Genomic DNA, 15,492 nt, shown 5'->3' on the forward strand with positions numbered 1-15,492 from the left:
GCCAGAAGGGCGTCCAGGTTTGTCTTCACACACTGACCAACGGGCGCCCTTCGCCATGGTCGCGACCAGCACGAACATCGGACTCACTCATCTAGTCCGTGGTGAGCATTCCTGCGCAGGTCAGCGACCCTACGGGGGCGGTAGTCGCCCGCAACAGCTCAGAAGAGGCCGTGGTGCGCGGAATGTCGACGGTGGCGGCATCGTCCGGTTGAACGTCCGTAGGCAGAGGTGGGCGGTTTGGCATGCCGGGTCCGCCCCAGGAAGACCCGCTGTCGGGCCGAGGCGGTGCTGGCGTGGGGTGGTTACGGTGCTGCGTCCGTTGCCGACCGACTTGGGTCAGGCTGCGTTGTTGGTCTTGATGACGGAGATGCCGACTTGTCGGCGGCGGCAGGTCGGGCCGACGACTCCGCCACCGCCGATATGCCGGCGTCGGCGCACGATCGCTGCTGGTGGAGGCGCGGGCGACGTGGTCGTCGCTGACGAGGGTGCCGGGCGGCGACACGGCGGTGCCCCTACCGCGCCTCGCTGCGACCCAGGCAAGCGGACACGCCAATCGTCGCAAGACCTTCACGTTAGGAATATGATCATCCGCTAGCCGCAGTCGCACAGGCGGCTGTTCAAAGGGAGGGGATTTACGCATGAATGACCACATATCACCACCAGGCTGGACAGGTGGGAGGCTGCTGCCCAGGCGGGCTCTGCAGAGAGTGGCGCTGGCGACGGCGGCGCTGATGGCGGTGGAGACTGCCATCGTCGTGGGCACCACGGGGCAGGCGGTGGCCTTGGCGTCGCAGCAGCCCGCGGTGGCTGACACCACGCCGTATCCGACCGAGGTGGCTGATCTCGCGTCGGCGATGGTCGCGGCCCGTCTGTCGGGCAAGCGGGTGGAGGCGTTGTCGGAGCGGACGGAGTCGACCACGACGTGGGCGAATCCTGATGGGACGGTGACGACGGATTCCGCGTCCGGTCCGGTCCGTTTCCGTGACAAGGCCACCGGGACGTGGCGGAACATCGACGTCAACCTGACGAAGTCGGTGGACGGTTCGGTGGTTGCGAAGGGCCACCCGCTCGGTCTGAAGCTGGGAGGCAAGACACCCTCCAAGGCTGCGGCGCGCATGTTGGCGTCGGGGGGTGCGGGGAAGGCGCAGACGGCGCCGGTTCCGCTGGTGTCGCTGGACGCGGGGGGCGGCCGGTCGCTGGGCCTGTCGTGGCGTGGTGTGCTGCCGGAGCCGGCGTTGTCGGGGACGACGGCCCGGTACGCGGACGTGCTCACGGCGACGGACCTGGTCATCGAGTCGACGCGTACGGGTTTCGAGCAGTTCCTGGAGCTGAAGGACCGCAGCGCGGTCGACGCGAACGGCTCGGTCACGTTGACGCTGAACGCCAAGGGCATCACCGCCCGGGCGAACAAGGACCGGTCGGTGACCTTCCTGGATGCCGAGACCGGCAAGCAGGTGGGTCTGCTGCCGGCCCCGGTGATGTGGGACGCTTCGGTTGACCCGCGCTCCGGCGAGCACACCCGTCGGGCGGACGTCGGCCTGAAGGTGACGCAGCACGGTGCCACGGTCGACCTGACGCTGACGCCCGATGCCGCGTTCCTGGCCGACCCGGGGACGAAGTTCCCGGTGACGGTCGACCCCGCGGTGAACATCGGGGCCAGCTTCGACACCTTCGTGCAGCAGGGCTACACGACGGACCAGTCGACGTCGACGGAGCTCAAGCTCGGCAACAACGGCTCCGGTCAGATCGCGCGTTCGTTCCTGCACTTCCCGATGGCGCAGATCACGGGCAAGCAGATCCTGAGCGCGAAGCTGAACCTGTGGAACTACCACTCCTGGTCGTGCACGCCGGCCAGTTGGGAGGTGTGGGACACCCCGCTCGCCTCGACCAGCACCCGGTGGACCAACCAGCCGGGCTTCACCGACAAGTGGGCCACCTCGACCTCGACGAAGGGCTACTCGTCCTCGTGCGGGGACGGCTGGGTCACTCAGGACATCAAGAACCTCGCCGTCGCCTGGGCCGCCAACGGCCACAGCTCCAACGCGATGGGCATCAAGGCGACCAACGAGTCCGACCCGTACTCGTGGAAGCGGTTCAACTCCGGAAACGCCGCCTCGAACACCCCGTATGTGTCGGTCACGTACAACACGGTTCCCGTGGCGGGTAACCCGATGTCCGCCACGCCTGGGCGGGCGAACGCGGGCAAGAACTGGGTCACCACCACCACGCCGGCCCTGAAGTACACCGCCAGTGACGCCGAGACCACCAACCTGCGCGCGAAGTGGGAGGTGTGGGAGGGATCGACGAACCTGGAGCTCTACGATCCCGGCACCTACAGCCAGGTCGTCAACAAGACGGTCTCCCACACCGTGCCGGCGGGCAAGCTCGTCAACGGCCGCACCTACTGGTTCAAGGGCCGGATCAACGACGGCAACGCCTGGTCGAACTGGACGCCGTCGGTGTACTTCACCGTCGACACCACCAAGCCCGCCACCAGCACCGTCACCTCCGGTGACTTCCCCGCCAACACCTGGGCCGGCACTCCGGACGCGAACGGCCAGTTCTCCGGCTCATTCGACCTCAAGCCCCCGGCCAGCGACGTGGCCGAGGTGCAGTACAAGCTGGACGCCGGGACCTGGCAGTCCGCCACCACCACCGGCGCGACCGTCACCAGGACCCTGACCTTCACGGCGGGCAAGCACACGGTCACCACCCGCACCGTGGACCCGGCCGGCAACGTCTCCGGCGAGTCCGCGTACGTCTTCTACGCCGGTTCCGGCGCGGCGCTGCTCACCCCCGGTCAGGGCGAGCGACCGGCCCGCCGCGTGGGCCTGTCCTCCGAGGGACTGACCTCGTACACCGGAGTGACCTACCAGTACCGCCGCGGCGAGACCGATACCTGGAAGAACATCCCGGTCGCCGATGTCCGCAAGGGCACCGACACGGTGGCTTCCTGGCCGGTCGCGGTCACGGGCGGCAAGCCCGCCGGGCTGACGTGGAACATCACCGACAGCCTCGCCGAAGACGGTCCGATCGAGGTCCGTGCCGCGTTCACCGACGGCACCTCCACCGCCTACTCCCCGGCCAACGACGTCACCGTCGACCGCAACGCCGGCACCGCCCCCTCCGAAGAGGCCGGACCGGGCTCGGTGAACCTGCTGACCGGTGACTACACCCTGTCCGCCACCGACGCCTCCCTGTTCGGCCTGTCGGTCTCCCGTACGGCGTCGTCCCGGCGCGCAGACGCGGGTGCGAAGCAGGAGGGCCAGGCGGCGATCTTCGGCCCGCAGTGGACCTCCGGCACTGTCGCCGAGATCACCGAGTCGGACTGGTCGTACATGAAGCAGACCTCCGCGACCTCGGTCGCGCTGGTCGACGTGGACGGCGAGGAGCTCGGCTTCACCGCCACCACCGGCGGCGGCTGGAAGCCCGAGCCCGGCGCCGAGGACATGACGCTGACCGGCTCGACGAGCACCTCGTTCACGCTCAAGGACACCGAGGGCACCCTCACCGTCTTCACCAAGCCGGACGCGGCGGCCACCACCTGGCAGGTCGCCTCCTCCACCCTGGACGGTCTGGCGCAGTCCACCACCACGGTCATCTCCGAGACCGTCACGGTCGACGGCAAGAAGCTGGCCCGTCCCAAGCTGGTCATCTCCCCGACCTCCGCCGCATCCGCCACGACGTGCACGGCGACGCCGTCGACGAAGGGCTGCCGGGCGCTGGAGTTCGTCTACGCCGCCTCCACCACCGCGACCGCCTCTGCCTTCGGTGACTTCACCGGTCAGGTCAAGGAGATCCGCGGCTGGTCCACCGAGCCCGGCGCCGCCGCGGCCACTGCCAAGACCGTGCAGACATACGCGTACGACACCACGGGCCGCCTGCGCGAGACGTACAACCCGCTCATCACGCCCGCGCTGAAGACGCAGTACGCCTACGACACCGTCGGCCGCATCACTACCCTGACCCCGGCCGGCCAGCTGCCGTGGTCGTTCACCTACGGCAAGGCGGGCAACGCCGCCACCGCGGGCGACGGCATGCTCCTGAAGACCAGCCGCAGCGGTCTGCAGCAGGGCACCAAGGACGTCGAGTCCGGCACGGCGTCGACGAGCATCGTCTACGACGTCCCGCTCACCGGCACCGACGCCCCCTACAAGATGGGGGTCACGGACGTGGCCGCGTGGGGCCAGACCGACGCCCCGACCGACGCCACCGCCGTCTTCCCGGCCGACGCCGTCCCCACCGCGCACTCCGGTGACGGCCTGACCGCCGCCGACTACCGTCGCGCGTCGGTCACCTACACCAACGCCTCCGGACGCCAGGTCAACACCGCCACCCCCGGTGGGAACATCTCCACCACCGAGTACGACCAGTTCGGCAACACCGTCCGTGAGCTCACTGCCGGCAACCGGGCCCTCGCCCTCGGCGGTACACCGGCCGACCAGGCAACCCTCACCGACCTCGGCATCAACGCCCTGCCCTCCCAGGACCGTGCCGACATCCTCACCACCACCTCCGTCTACGACGCCAAGGGACAGCGTGAGCTGGAGGAGTTCGGCCCGCTGCGCCGCAGCACCGTGAACGGCGAGTCGGCCGTGGCCCGCTCCTGGACGGTCAACGAGTACGACGCCGGCCGCCCCACCGACGGCACCGCCAAGATCGAGAACCAGGTCACCAAGGTCACCACCGGCGCCCAGGTCCTCGGCACCACCACCATGGCCGACGCGCGCGTGACACAGACCGTCTACGACTGGGTCAAGGGTCTGCCGGTCAAGACGGTCAAGGACCCGGCCGGTCTCGCCATCACCGACACCACCGAGTACGACAGCCAGGGCCGCGTCACCAAGCAGCTCCTGCCCGGTGCCACCGGCACCGACGCCGGCACCCGCGTGACCACCTACTGGTCCGCGACCGGCACCGGCACCTGCCAGGGCCGCCCGGAGTGGTCCGACCAGGTCTGCTCCACCGGACCGGCCGGCACGATCACCGGCGGCGGCAGTAACCCGGCCCAGCTGCCCATCACCACCACCGAGTACGACTGGTGGGGCAACCCGGCCAAGGTCACCGAGACCGCCAACGGTGTCACCCGCACCACCACGACCACCTACGACAACGCCGGCCGCCCGACCAACACCGTCATGACCGGCGGCCCCGGCCAGGCGGTCCCGGAGACCACCACCGAGTACGCCCCGGCCACCGGCCAGGCCGTCAAGACGACCTCGCCCACCGGCGGCACCATCACCAGGGAGTACGACAAGCTCGGCCGCCAGACCTCCTACACCGACGCTGACGGCGGGGTCACCACGACTGAGTACGACCTGCTTGACCGCCCGGTCAAGACCGCCGACTCGGCTCCGTCCACGGTCACCTACACCTACGACACGGCCATCGAGCCGCGCGGCCTGGCCACCAAGACGACCGACTCCATCGCCGGCGCCTTCGAGGCCCGCTACGACGCCGACGGCTCCGTCACCACCGAGAAGCTCCCCGGCGGCTACACCCTCACCATCACCGAGGACACCACCGGCGCCACCTTGTCGAAGGTCTACACCCGAGACAGCGACGGCCAGATCGTCTACTCCGACACCGTCGCCGAATCCGTCCACGGTCAGGTCACCCGCCACAACGGCTGGTCCACCCAGGACTACACCTACGATGCCACCGGCCGCCTGACCAAGGTCAACGACACCGTCGGCAACACCTGCACCACCCGCACCTACACCTTCGACAAGCGCACCAACCGCACCGGCCTCACCACCGCCGAAGGCACCCCGGGCGCTGCCTGCCCCACCACCGGAGGAACCACCACCACCCACACCTACGACAGCGCCGACCGCCTCACCGACACCGGATACGTCTACGACGCCTTCGGCCGCACCACCACCCTGCCCGGCACCCAGATCGGCTACTACACCAACGACCTGGCCCACCAGCAGACCGCCAACGGTCAGCGCCAGACCTGGCAGCTCGACGCCAACCAGCGCTTCCGCTCCTGGACCGTCGAAGACAACAGCACCGGCACCTGGACCCAGACCGGATCCAAGACCAACCACTACGACACCGACAGCGACAACCCCCGCTGGATCACCGAAGACACCGCCAAGGGCATCATCACCCGCAACGTCGACTCGGCCTCCGGCGACCTCGCCGCCACCACCAGCAACAACGGGAACACCGTCCTCCAGCTGACCAACATCCACGGAGACATCGCCCTCCAGCTCCCGCTGGACACCGCCGAAGCCCCCCTGGTCCTGGACAGCGACGAGTACGGCAACCCCCGCACTGGCCAGCCCGCCACCCGCTACAACTGGCTCGGCGGCAAACAACGCTCCACCGAGACCCTCACCGGCCTCACCCTCATGGGCGTCCGCCTCTACAACCCCACCACCGGACGCTTCCTCTCCCTCGACCCCGTCTACGGCGGCGGAGACAACGCCTACGCCTACCCCGGCGACCCCATCAACCAATACGACCTCGACGGCAAGTGGTGGAGCTGGAAGAAGACGAAGCGCTGGATCAAGCGACACCGAGTGGGAATTGCAGCCGCTGGAGCCGGATTCGTCTGTGGCCTGGCTACAGCTGGCCTGGCAGCAGCGGGGTGCGCCATCGCAGCTGGTGCTGCCGCTGGAGCCTGGGCAAAGTGGAATTGGAACCGAAAGGCATCGGTTGGATCCATTGCGCGCGCCGGTGTCGCTGGAGCCACAGGCATCGGCCCCTTTGGTGCCACGTGGGGCGCAGTGGCACGCTATGGCATAAAGAGAGGAGCTACCCGCTGGCTCACCAAGCGCTATCCTGCGACGGGAAGGCATCGAGCAGTTTTCGTTCGCCATCGCAAGAAAAGCCCTTGGTGGTCGAGTTGGCGACGATGACATAGTTCCTCGCCAGGTTCCCTGGACTCCCGGGGAACCTGGCCGCGAACCCGAGCGAAGCAAGATGTGGAGTGGATTTGAAATGAGCGAACCGAGAAAGAACTCAGTCGCGTTCTTCCTGCTGGGCGCGCTCGCCTTCGTGGCAGGGATCGCTTTTTGGATCGTGTCGGGGAGAGCCTCGGCGACGCTGACCTTCGCCTGCTCATGCGTTGTATTCGCTGGCGCGTGGCTGTTTGAGCGGATTGCACAGCGGACCGAAAACGGCCAGGACTGAGCGGAATTAGCTGGCGCGCATTTGGAGGCGCAATTCCATTGCGCCAGTTCACTGGTCGCCAAGGATCGTAGCCCGATCGCTATCGAGCATCGACCGCTCATGAGGGCCCGTCAGCTCGGCGGTTTCTAGCGGTCGTTGCAACACGTGGTCGTGTTGATCAGGCCGCGAGCAGTTTATGCAGGCGCTCGGCTGGGGTTTCCCAGCCGAGCGTTTTGCGTGGGCGGCGGTTGAGCTGGTCGGCGATGGCAGCCAGGTGGTCGGGGTCGTGGACGGACAGGTCGGTGCCCTTGGGAAAGTACTGCCGCAGCAGCCCGTTCGTGTTCTCGTTCGGACCTCGCTGCCAGGGGCTGGCCGGGTCGCAGAAGTAGACCGGGATGTCGGTGGCGAGGGTGAACTCGCCGTGCCGGGCCATCTCGGTGCCCTGGTCCCAGGTCAGGGACCGCATCAGCTGGGCGGGCAGGGTCTGGACGCTGGAGGTCAGGGCGGTCAGGACCGCCTCGGTGCTGTGATTGCCAGGCAGATGCAGCAGCATGACGTAGCGGGTGGCGCGCTCGACCAGGGTGCCGATCGCGGACTTCCCGTCCTTGCCGATGACCAGGTCGCCCTCCCAGTGGCCGGGCACGGCCCGGTCCTCGGCCTCTGCGGGCCGATCGCTGATCATGACCATCGGAGTGGTGAAGCGCGTCTGGCGGCGATTGGCCTGCCGCTGGGGCCGGCGCCGGGCACGGCCGGAGCGCAGGGCGCCGGCGAGTTCGCGCCGAAGCTGGCCTCGGCCCTGGATATAGAGCGCCTGGTAGACGGTCTCGTGGACCACGTGCATCTCCGGCCGGTCGGGGAACTTTGCCCGTAGAGCGTGGCAGATCTGCTCTGGGCTCCACTTCTCGTCCAGCATCGCCTGGACGGCCTCACGCAGCTGCGGGTTCTGAAGGACCTTGCGGGGCTTGGGGCGGGGCCGACGGGCATCGGCGCGGGCCTGGGCGGCGTGCGGGCGGCAGGCTCCGCTTCCGGGGTGCCGGTTACGCCGTATCTCACGGCTGATCGTGGACGGGCTGCGACCCAGCTCCGCGACGATCGCCCGCACGGTGGCCTTCTCCCGCAGCCGGTCGGCGATGTGGATCCGCTCGTCCTCGCGAAGGTACCGGGACGAACCGGAAGCCGGTACCACCATGTGGATCGGTGGTACCGGCTTCCGGTTCTGCTCTCCGGAGCGGCCGTTGCGCCACCTGTTGCCCGTCCTACGGTCAACGCCGACGATCCGGCACGCTTCGGTGTTGCTGTATCCCTGCTGCACGAGCCGGGAGTATGCCTCCCGTTCCCGGGACAGCTTCTTACGCCCCTGCGGAGCCCGGTCCGCTCGGATCTCGAAGCGCATCGCACCCCTTGAGCTGGGGTGTTGCGACCACTAGAACCTAAGGTGCCGTGCGGGCCCTTTCGCGTCACCCGCACTTTGCGGAAGCACATTCCCTAGTGGGAAGTCTCCCTCCCCCCGGTGGGAGACGGGTCGGAGGCAAGCGGGGGATGATCATGGCGTGGTGCTGCAATCAGGCGCTAGGAAATGCTGGATAGCGCTACCTATGCGGCCCTGGTTCAGCCGCCGGATTCGCCCGCGTGCGGGCTGAGCACACCGGCTCCGACCAGAGCGAACAGCAGGATGCCGAGCAGGATCCGGTAGATCACGAAGGGCATGAAGGACTTCGTGGTGATGAACTTCATGAACCACGCGATCACCGCGTAGCCGACGACGAACGCAATGATCGTCGCGAAGATCGTCGGGCCCCAGGAGACGTGTCCCTCGCCGGCGTCCTTCAGCTCGTAGACGCCCGAGGCGAGCACCGCGGGGATCGCGAGCAGGAAGGAGTAACGGGCCGCCGCCTCGCGGGTGTAGCCCATGAGCAGACCGCCGGAGATCGTCGCCCCGGACCGGGAGACGCCCGGGACCAGGGCCATCGCCTGGCAGAAGCCGTAGATCAGACCGTCCTTCACGTTCAGGTCCCGGAGCGTCTTGCGCTCGCGGATGGCGCGGTGCCGGCCGCCGATCTCGTCCCGCGCGGCCAGTCGGTCCGCGACGCCGAGGACGATGCCCATGACGATCAAGGTGGTGGCGGTGAGCCGCAGGTCGCGGAACGGGCCCTCGATCTGGTCCTTGAGCGTGATGCCGAGGACGCCGATCGGGATCGAGCCGACGATCACCAGCCAGCCCATCTGGGCGTCGTGGTCGGAACGCATCGCCTTGTCGGTGAGGGAGCGGAACCAGGCCGTGACGATCCTGGCGATGTCCTTGCGGAAGTAGATCAGGACCGCGGCCTCCGTGCCGATCTGGGTGATCGCGGTGAAGGCGGCCCCCGGGTCCTGCCAGCCGGCGAAGGCCGCGGTGAGACGGAGGTGTGCGCTGGAGGAGATGGGAAGGAACTCCGTCAGCCCCTGGACGAGTCCGAGGATGAACGATTCGAACCAACTCATGGGGCTAGGGCCGTCCCGTTATGTACGTGTGCGGTCAGAAGGTCGTGCGCAGCGTACCGTCCCAAGATGACGGGCCCGCCGCGAGGTCGGGTGCACGACGACCGGCCCGCGGCCCGCCCCGTCCCACTGGGCCGCCCGCTCCGGGCACTACCGGGCGCTGCCCACCGGTTCCCGCACCGCTTGCGGTACGGAAGCGGGCGCGGCGGCCCGCAGCCCGTGCCGCTTGCGCCAGGCCACCACGGCCGCCCCGAGGCCCGACAGCACGATGAAGCCGGCCGAGAAGAGGAAGGCCGGCGAGCCGGGCGAGCCGGCCCGGGCGCCCGCCACCACGTACGCCGCCGTGTTCGGCAGGGAGCCCAGTGCCGTAGCGAGGAGGAAGGGCAGGTACCCCATCCGGGAAACGGCCGCACAGTAGTTGGCCGCCGCGAACGGCACCCCCGGGAACAGCCGGATCGCCAGCATCGAACGGAAACCGTGCCGGCTCAGCTGACCGTCCGCCGCCGTCAGCCAACGCCCCCGCACCAACGGGCGCAGCGCGTCCTGCCCCAGGAGCCGGCCCAGGGTGAACGCGATCCCGGCACCGAGCACCGTCCCCGCCAGCGCCCCCGTCAGACCGGCCGCCGTGCCGAACAGCGCCCCCGCGGCCAGATTGAGCACCGGGCGCGGTACGAACGCCGCCGCGCACACCCCGTACGCGAGGCCGAAGAGCAACACCGCCCCGGCGCCGCCGGTGCGGGACGGCCAGCCCGAGGCGAGCAGTCGCTGCGGCTCGTACAGCACGACGAGCGCGGCAGCCGTGAGCAGCACCAGGGCGAGCAGGGAGAGTCGCGCACGGGGAGAGAGCAGGGCACGGGAGCAGCGGAGCGCGAAGGAGCCCGGCGGCCGGGGCACGGGAGCGAGCATTCCGGGAGGGTAACGGACGCGTCCGTATGATCGCCGTAATGCGCGTCATGTCCGTCGGGCCCGGTTCCTCGCTCCGGTGGGGGAGGGGCCGGTCGTCCGTGGGGGGTCCGGCGGCACAATGAGCGGGTGAACGAGCACATTCCCGTCATCCGCGAGGTCGACCAGGGCACCGCGCGCCTCATGCCCGACGTCGACCGGGCGCGGGCCTGGTTGCTGACGGTCGACGGCGCGCCGCAGTCGTACGTCGACCTGGACGACCCGGCGCACCTGGAGTTCGAGTACGCACGGCGTCTCGCCCACGTCGTCGACGGCGCCGCCCGCCCCGGTGCTCCGCTCGACCTGCTGCACCTGGGGGGCGGGGCGCTCTCGCTGCCCCGGTACGTCGCCGTCACCCGGCCCGGCTCGCGCCAGGACGTCGTCGAGGCCGACGGGGGACTGCTCGCCCTGGTCGAGGAGCACCTGCCGCTGCCCGAAGGGGCCGGGACCACCGTGCACCGCGCCGATGCCCGGGCCTGGTTGGAAGGGGCGGCGGACGCCTCTGCGGACCTGGTCGTGGGTGACGTCTTCGGCGGTTCGAGGGTGCCCGCGCACCTCACCTCCGTTGAGTACGCGCGCGAGGTCCGGCGCGTGCTGCGGCCCGACGGGCTCTACGCCGCGAACCTGGCCGACGGAGCCCCCTTCTCCTTCCTCCGCTCCCAACTCGCCACCTTCGCCGCCGTCTTTCCCGAGCTGGCGCTCGTCGCCGAACCCGCCGTGCTGCGCGGCCGCCGCTTCGGGAACGCGGTCCTGGTCGCCTCGGGCCGGGAGATCGACGTCGCCCACCTCGCCCGACGGGCAGCGGGCGACGCCTTTCCGGCGAGGGTGGAACACGGCCGGGGGCTGGACCGGTTCACGGCCGGCGCGGAACCGGTCTCGGACGCCGGGGCCGTCCCTTCACCCGTCCCGCCGGACGGCGCCTTCGGCATCGGCTGAGGGGAGCCGGAGGGGGACGTCCGGGGGCGGTGTGCCCGGCGAGCCGGCCGAGATCTCCTTGGTGTGCGGGCGGCGGGTCATGTTCCGCACGTCCGGTACGAAGAGGACGAGCGCGGTGACGAACACCATGAGCGCCGCCGCACCCCACAGGGCCTCGCTCCGGCCCACCGCCTCCTCCACGGGGCCGGCGAGCGCCGTGGACAGCGGCAGCAGGGCCGTCGAGCCGAACCAGTCGTACGCGGAGACCCGGGACAGCTTCTCCTCCGGGATCTCCTGGTGCATGGTCGTCATCCAGGAGACGCCGAAGACTTCGATCGCCACTCCGCTGACGAACATGGCAGCGGTCAGCCCCGCGGGGGCGAGCGGCACGGCCAGTGCGGCCGAGGGGAGCGCGATCGGAAAGACGCACAGGGTACCGACGAACAGCATCCGACGGGGCTTCCACCGTGTCATCAGGACGGCTCCCGCGACCGTCCCCGCCCCGTACGCGGCGAGCGCGATGCCCCAGGGGCGCGCCCCGCCCAACTCGTCCCGCGCGACCAGCGGTCCGTACACGGACTCGACGGCGCCGATCAGGCCGACCACCACCGAGAACTGGGCGACGATCGACCACAGCCAGGGTCGGCCGACGAACTCCTGCCAGCCCTCCCGCAGGTCTGCGAAGAGCCCGCCGCCGGGCTTCCGCTCCGGGACGTTCCGCACGTCGAGGAAGGCGCGCAAGCCGCCTGCGACGGCGAAGGCCACCGCGTCGATCGCGAGGACCCAGCCCGGTCCGACGAAGGCGACGAGCGCGCCGCCGAGCGCAGCGCCGCCGATGGCGGCTCCGTGCATCGCCAGACGGAAGACGGCGAAGGCGCGGCTCGCCTGCTCCCCGTTGACGCTGGCCATGAGCATGCCCTCGGCGGCCGGATTGAAGAAGGCCTGACCGGTGCCGCAGAGCGCGGTGAGCACCATCATCTGCCAGATGCGGGCCTCGCCGGAGAGGACGAGGGCGGCGAAGACGGCCTGGGAGACGCAGTTGAGGGCGTTGGCCGAGACCATCACCCGGTGCCGGGGCAGCCGGTCGGCCACCGCGCCGCCGACGAGCAGGAAGAGGACCAGCGGCAGGAACCGCGCCATGGCGACCAGACCCACGTCAGCGGCGTCGCCCTGGGACTCGAAGACCGCCCAGGTCGTGGCGATCAGCGCGCCGTGCGTGCCGAGGTTCGTCACGACCGTCGCGGCGGTCAACAGGAGGAAGTTCCGGTCGGCCCACTCGGGGCGGCGGGAGCGGAGCGGGGCGGGCCGGGGGGCGGCGGGTGTCGTCACCCCCGGACTATCCCCGGCCCCCGCCCGCGCTGCCAAACCGATATCCCGTCCGACCGCAGGTCTGCGGGGCGGTGGTCGGACCGGGCCCGCCCGATGGCCGAAGCGGTGGCCGGGCCCGGCCGCCGGACGGGGTCGTCCCGGGTCAGGAGCCGGAGGGCGCGAGCCGGACCGTGGAGAGGATCTGTCGGATCTTGTCGTCGGGCAGCTCGTCCTGGACGCCGGCGGCTCCGAAGAGCACCCAGGTCGAGAAGTCACCGGCGGCGTTCTTGAAGCTGAAGGCGAAGGACTTGCCGTCCGATTCGCACGTGTTGCGCTTCTTGACGCCCGGGGCGGTGGCGGTCACCAGGCTGCCCTTCAGGCCGGACTCCGTCGTGTACGGCACGGCCTTGGCGATCTTGATCGTGTCCTTCGGCATGTGCTGCGCATAGCCGCCCCACACCCAGGTGCCGGCCTCGCCGCGCGCGGCGGAATCGGTGTCCTTGGCGCCCTGGCCGCCCTTGGTGCCGGCGCTGGCGAGGCTCCAGGTCTCCTTGGAGCCGTCCTTGTCGACGTCGTAGGAGCACCACTCGTTCTTGAGGTGGGTGGGGCTGGACATCGTCACGAGCGGAGTGCCGTCGTTCTTCTCCTCGTCCTCGACGTAGGTGATCGACCCCGTCTTCATCACCTCCCACTCGGGCGGCACGTCGAAGAGGGTCCCGTACTTGGGGTTGTAGACGACCTTCCAGCCGGGGATCGTCGGCTGCTGTTCCGCGCCGCCGCGGGGGTTGTCGACGTCGCCCGACCCGCTCGGGTCGGGCGAGGGGGCGGACGACGGGTCGGCGGAAGCGGTGGCCGTGGCGGTCGGCTTGGCGTCCCCGGCGGTGTCCTTCCCGTCGTCCTTGCCCAGCACCAGGTATCCGGTGACCCCGGCCGCGACGACCACGGCGGTCGCGGCGACGATCGCCACGATCGTGGTCTGCTTCTTCTTCGCGTCTCCGGGTCCGCCGGGCTGGCCGGGGGGCGGCACCTGGTACTGCTGCGGCACCGTCGGCTGCTGGTACGGGTTCGGCTGCGGGTACCCCGGCTGCTGGGCGTACCCCTGCTGCGGGTAGCCGGGCTGGGTGGGAGGTTGCTGCGGGTAGCCGGGTTGCGCCGGCGGCTGCTGATAGGGGTTCGGCTGCTGGTACCCCGGCTGCTGGTAGGGGTTCTGACTCTGGTCCTGCGGGTTCTGCTCGCCCCCGGGCGGCTGCTGTCCTGGCCACATGGCCAGTAACCATAGAGGTGTGGTGATCGTCCGGCCACGTCCGCCCCCGTGCCCGTCGGGGGGCCGGCGGAGGTGCCGGCGCACCGGAGGGATGGCCAAGCCTTCTACCGGTGGGTAACATCACGGTTCATGAGCGCAGACCAGATGTCCGTCGGCGAGATGCTCGCCGCCACGGTGCCCATGGCCGGAACCCTCAACCTGGAGTTCCTGGAGACCACCGCCGAGCGCGCCGTCGTGCGGCTTCCGGACCAGCCCGCCTATCACAACCACGTCGGCGGCCCGCACGCGGGAGCCATGTTCACCCTGGCCGAGTCCGCCAGTGGTGCCATCGTGCTCGCGGCCTTCGGTGATCAGTTGGGTCGTGCGGTCCCGCTCGCGGTCAAGGCCGAGATCGGCTACAAGAAGCTGGCGATGGGCGTCGTCACGGCCACCGCCACGCTCGGCCGCCCCGCCGCCGAGGTCGTCGCCGAGCTCGACTCCGGGCAGCGTCCCGAGTTCCCGGTCAAGATCGACATCACCCGTGAGGACGGCGCCGTGACCGGTGAGATGACCGTCGTCTGGACCCTGCGCCCGAACGGCTGAGCCGATGTGTCGGGCGCTGCCCCCGCACCCCTCCGGGGTGCGGGGGCAGTCGCGCTTCCGAGCCGGTGCCGTCTCGACGTCGAGGTTGCTTCCGTCCGCCGGGTAGGCTTCCCCGGCGTGCCCGAAGGACAATTCGAGCAGCTGAGCAGCCGACACGGGAGGAACCGCGTTGCACGTCCAGGAGTGGCTGGAGACGATTCCCGCGGTCACCGTCTACGTCCTCGTCGGAGTGGTGATCGGGCTGGAGAGCCTGGGCATCCCCCTGCCCGGCGAGATCGTGCTCGTGAGCTCGGCGCTGCTGGCCTCGCAGCACGGTGACATCAATCCGTACGTGCTCGGCGCCTGTGCCACCGCCGGCGCGATCATCGGCGACTCGATCGGCTACGCGATCGGCCGCAAGGGCGGCCGGCCGTTGCTGGCCAGGCTGGGCAAGCGGTTCCCCAAGCACTTCAGCGAGGCGAACATCGCCCTCGCCGAGAGCTCCTTCCAGAAGTGGGGCGTGTGGGCCGTCTTCTTCGGTCGCTTCATCGCCCTCCTGCGCATCTTCGCGGGACCGCTCGCGGGCGTCCTGCAGATGCCCTACTGGAAGTTCCTCGCCGCCAACGTCCTCGGCGGCATCCTCTGGGCCGGCGGCACCACGGCCGTCATCTACTCGGTCGGCGTCGTCGCCGAGGCGTGGCTCAAGCGCTTCTCGTGGCTCGGCCTCGTCCTCGCGGTGCTGATCGGCCTGGTCTCGATGCTGGTCATCAAGAACCGGGCCAAGAAGGCGGCGGCACAGCGGACCGAGGCGGCGGAACCGGAGCCGGTCCCCGCGACGGACTGAGCCCGGACGTCCCGTGCGCGGAGGGGAGGGCGGCATCCGGCCGGGTGCCGCCCTCCCC

The 15,492-nt window shown here is 69.9% G+C and carries 10 protein-coding genes; 5 read left to right on the forward strand and 5 right to left on the reverse strand.

Annotated features, from left to right (window positions below; all coding sequences use genetic code 11):
* Positions 1–731: 731 nt before the first annotated feature.
* Together ACFW22_RS29240 and ACFW22_RS29245 are read left to right on the forward strand one after the other, a co-directional pair.
* On the forward strand, positions 732–6,869 hold the full coding sequence (locus ACFW22_RS29240) for a DNRLRE domain-containing protein (protein ID WP_386410105.1): 6,138 nt from the start codon (positions 732–734) through the stop codon (positions 6,867–6,869).
* 82 nt (positions 6,870–6,951) lie between these two features.
* Positions 6,952–7,143 carry a hypothetical protein gene (locus ACFW22_RS29245; RefSeq protein ID WP_386410108.1) on the forward strand — a complete coding sequence of 64 codons (192 nt, stop codon included), beginning with the start codon at positions 6,952–6,954 and terminating at the stop codon, positions 7,141–7,143.
* 157 nt (positions 7,144–7,300) lie between these two features.
* Here ACFW22_RS29245 and ACFW22_RS29250 read toward each other — a convergent pair whose 3' ends face one another.
* The 3 genes from ACFW22_RS29250 to ACFW22_RS29260 all read right to left on the reverse strand — a co-directional run bounded on the left by ACFW22_RS29250 (position 7,301) and on the right by ACFW22_RS29260 (position 10,506).
* Positions 7,301–8,311 carry an IS30 family transposase gene (locus ACFW22_RS29250; RefSeq protein ID WP_386410208.1) on the reverse strand — a complete coding sequence of 337 codons (1,011 nt, stop codon included), beginning with the start codon at positions 8,309–8,311 and terminating at the stop codon, positions 7,301–7,303.
* A 419-nt stretch (positions 8,312–8,730) separates the two neighbouring features.
* Positions 8,731–9,603, reverse strand: a complete 873-nt coding sequence (locus ACFW22_RS29255) for an undecaprenyl-diphosphate phosphatase (RefSeq protein WP_386410111.1) — start codon at positions 9,601–9,603, stop codon at positions 8,731–8,733.
* Positions 9,604–9,750: 147 nt separating this feature from the next.
* Positions 9,751–10,506, reverse strand: a complete 756-nt coding sequence (locus ACFW22_RS29260) for a TVP38/TMEM64 family protein (protein WP_386410114.1) — start codon at positions 10,504–10,506, stop codon at positions 9,751–9,753.
* A 126-nt stretch (positions 10,507–10,632) separates the two neighbouring features.
* Here ACFW22_RS29260 and ACFW22_RS29265 point away from each other — a divergent pair, with 126 nt between their 5' ends.
* Positions 10,633–11,478, forward strand: a complete 846-nt coding sequence (locus ACFW22_RS29265) for a spermidine synthase (protein WP_386410117.1) — start codon at positions 10,633–10,635, stop codon at positions 11,476–11,478.
* On the opposite strand, the gene ACFW22_RS29270 is transcribed toward ACFW22_RS29265, so the two are convergent.
* On the reverse strand, positions 11,440–12,786 hold the full coding sequence (locus ACFW22_RS29270) for an MFS transporter (RefSeq protein ID WP_386410120.1): 1,347 nt from the start codon (positions 12,784–12,786) through the stop codon (positions 11,440–11,442). The genes ACFW22_RS29265 and ACFW22_RS29270 overlap by 39 nt on opposite strands.
* 142 nt (positions 12,787–12,928) lie before the next feature.
* Entirely contained in the window at positions 12,929–14,029 is a 1,101-nt protein-coding gene (locus ACFW22_RS29275) for a hypothetical protein (protein ID WP_386410123.1), read from the reverse strand.
* Positions 14,030–14,158: 129 nt separating this feature from the next.
* Here ACFW22_RS29275 and ACFW22_RS29280 point away from each other — a divergent pair, with 129 nt between their 5' ends.
* Both ACFW22_RS29280 and ACFW22_RS29285 read left to right on the forward strand, forming a co-directional pair.
* The gene (locus ACFW22_RS29280; protein WP_386410126.1) at positions 14,159–14,611 is read left to right on the forward strand and encodes a DUF4442 domain-containing protein; all 453 of its coding nucleotides are present in this window, start codon (positions 14,159–14,161) and stop codon (positions 14,609–14,611) included.
* 169 nt (positions 14,612–14,780) lie between these two features.
* Complete coding sequence (locus ACFW22_RS29285; RefSeq protein WP_386410129.1) at positions 14,781–15,434, forward strand: DedA family protein; 654 nt, start codon at positions 14,781–14,783, stop codon at positions 15,432–15,434.
* Positions 15,435–15,492 lie beyond the last annotated feature (58 nt).

Origin of the sequence: Streptomyces sp. NPDC058872 (genome assembly GCF_042743065.1) — a bacterium.
Classification (GTDB): Bacteria; Actinomycetota; Actinomycetes; order Streptomycetales; family Streptomycetaceae; genus Streptomyces.

Excerpts from the sequence above, each read along its gene's own strand:
- ACFW22_RS29240 (WP_386410105.1), top strand. The coding sequence starts at position 732 with ATGGCGGTGGAGACTGCCATCGTCGTGGGCACCACGGGGCAGGCGGTG.
- ACFW22_RS29245 (WP_386410108.1), top strand. The coding sequence starts at position 6,952 with ATGAGCGAACCGAGAAAGAACTCAGTCGCGTTCTTCCTGCTGGGCGCG.
- ACFW22_RS29250 (WP_386410208.1), bottom strand. The coding sequence starts at position 8,311 with ATGGTGGTACCGGCTTCCGGTTCGTCCCGGTACCTTCGCGAGGACGAG.
- ACFW22_RS29255 (WP_386410111.1), bottom strand. The coding sequence starts at position 9,603 with ATGAGTTGGTTCGAATCGTTCATCCTCGGACTCGTCCAGGGGCTGACG.
- ACFW22_RS29260 (WP_386410114.1), bottom strand. The coding sequence starts at position 10,506 with ATGCTCGCTCCCGTGCCCCGGCCGCCGGGCTCCTTCGCGCTCCGCTGC.
- ACFW22_RS29275 (WP_386410123.1), bottom strand. The coding sequence starts at position 14,029 with ATGTGGCCAGGACAGCAGCCGCCCGGGGGCGAGCAGAACCCGCAGGAC.
- ACFW22_RS29280 (WP_386410126.1), top strand. The coding sequence starts at position 14,159 with ATGAGCGCAGACCAGATGTCCGTCGGCGAGATGCTCGCCGCCACGGTG.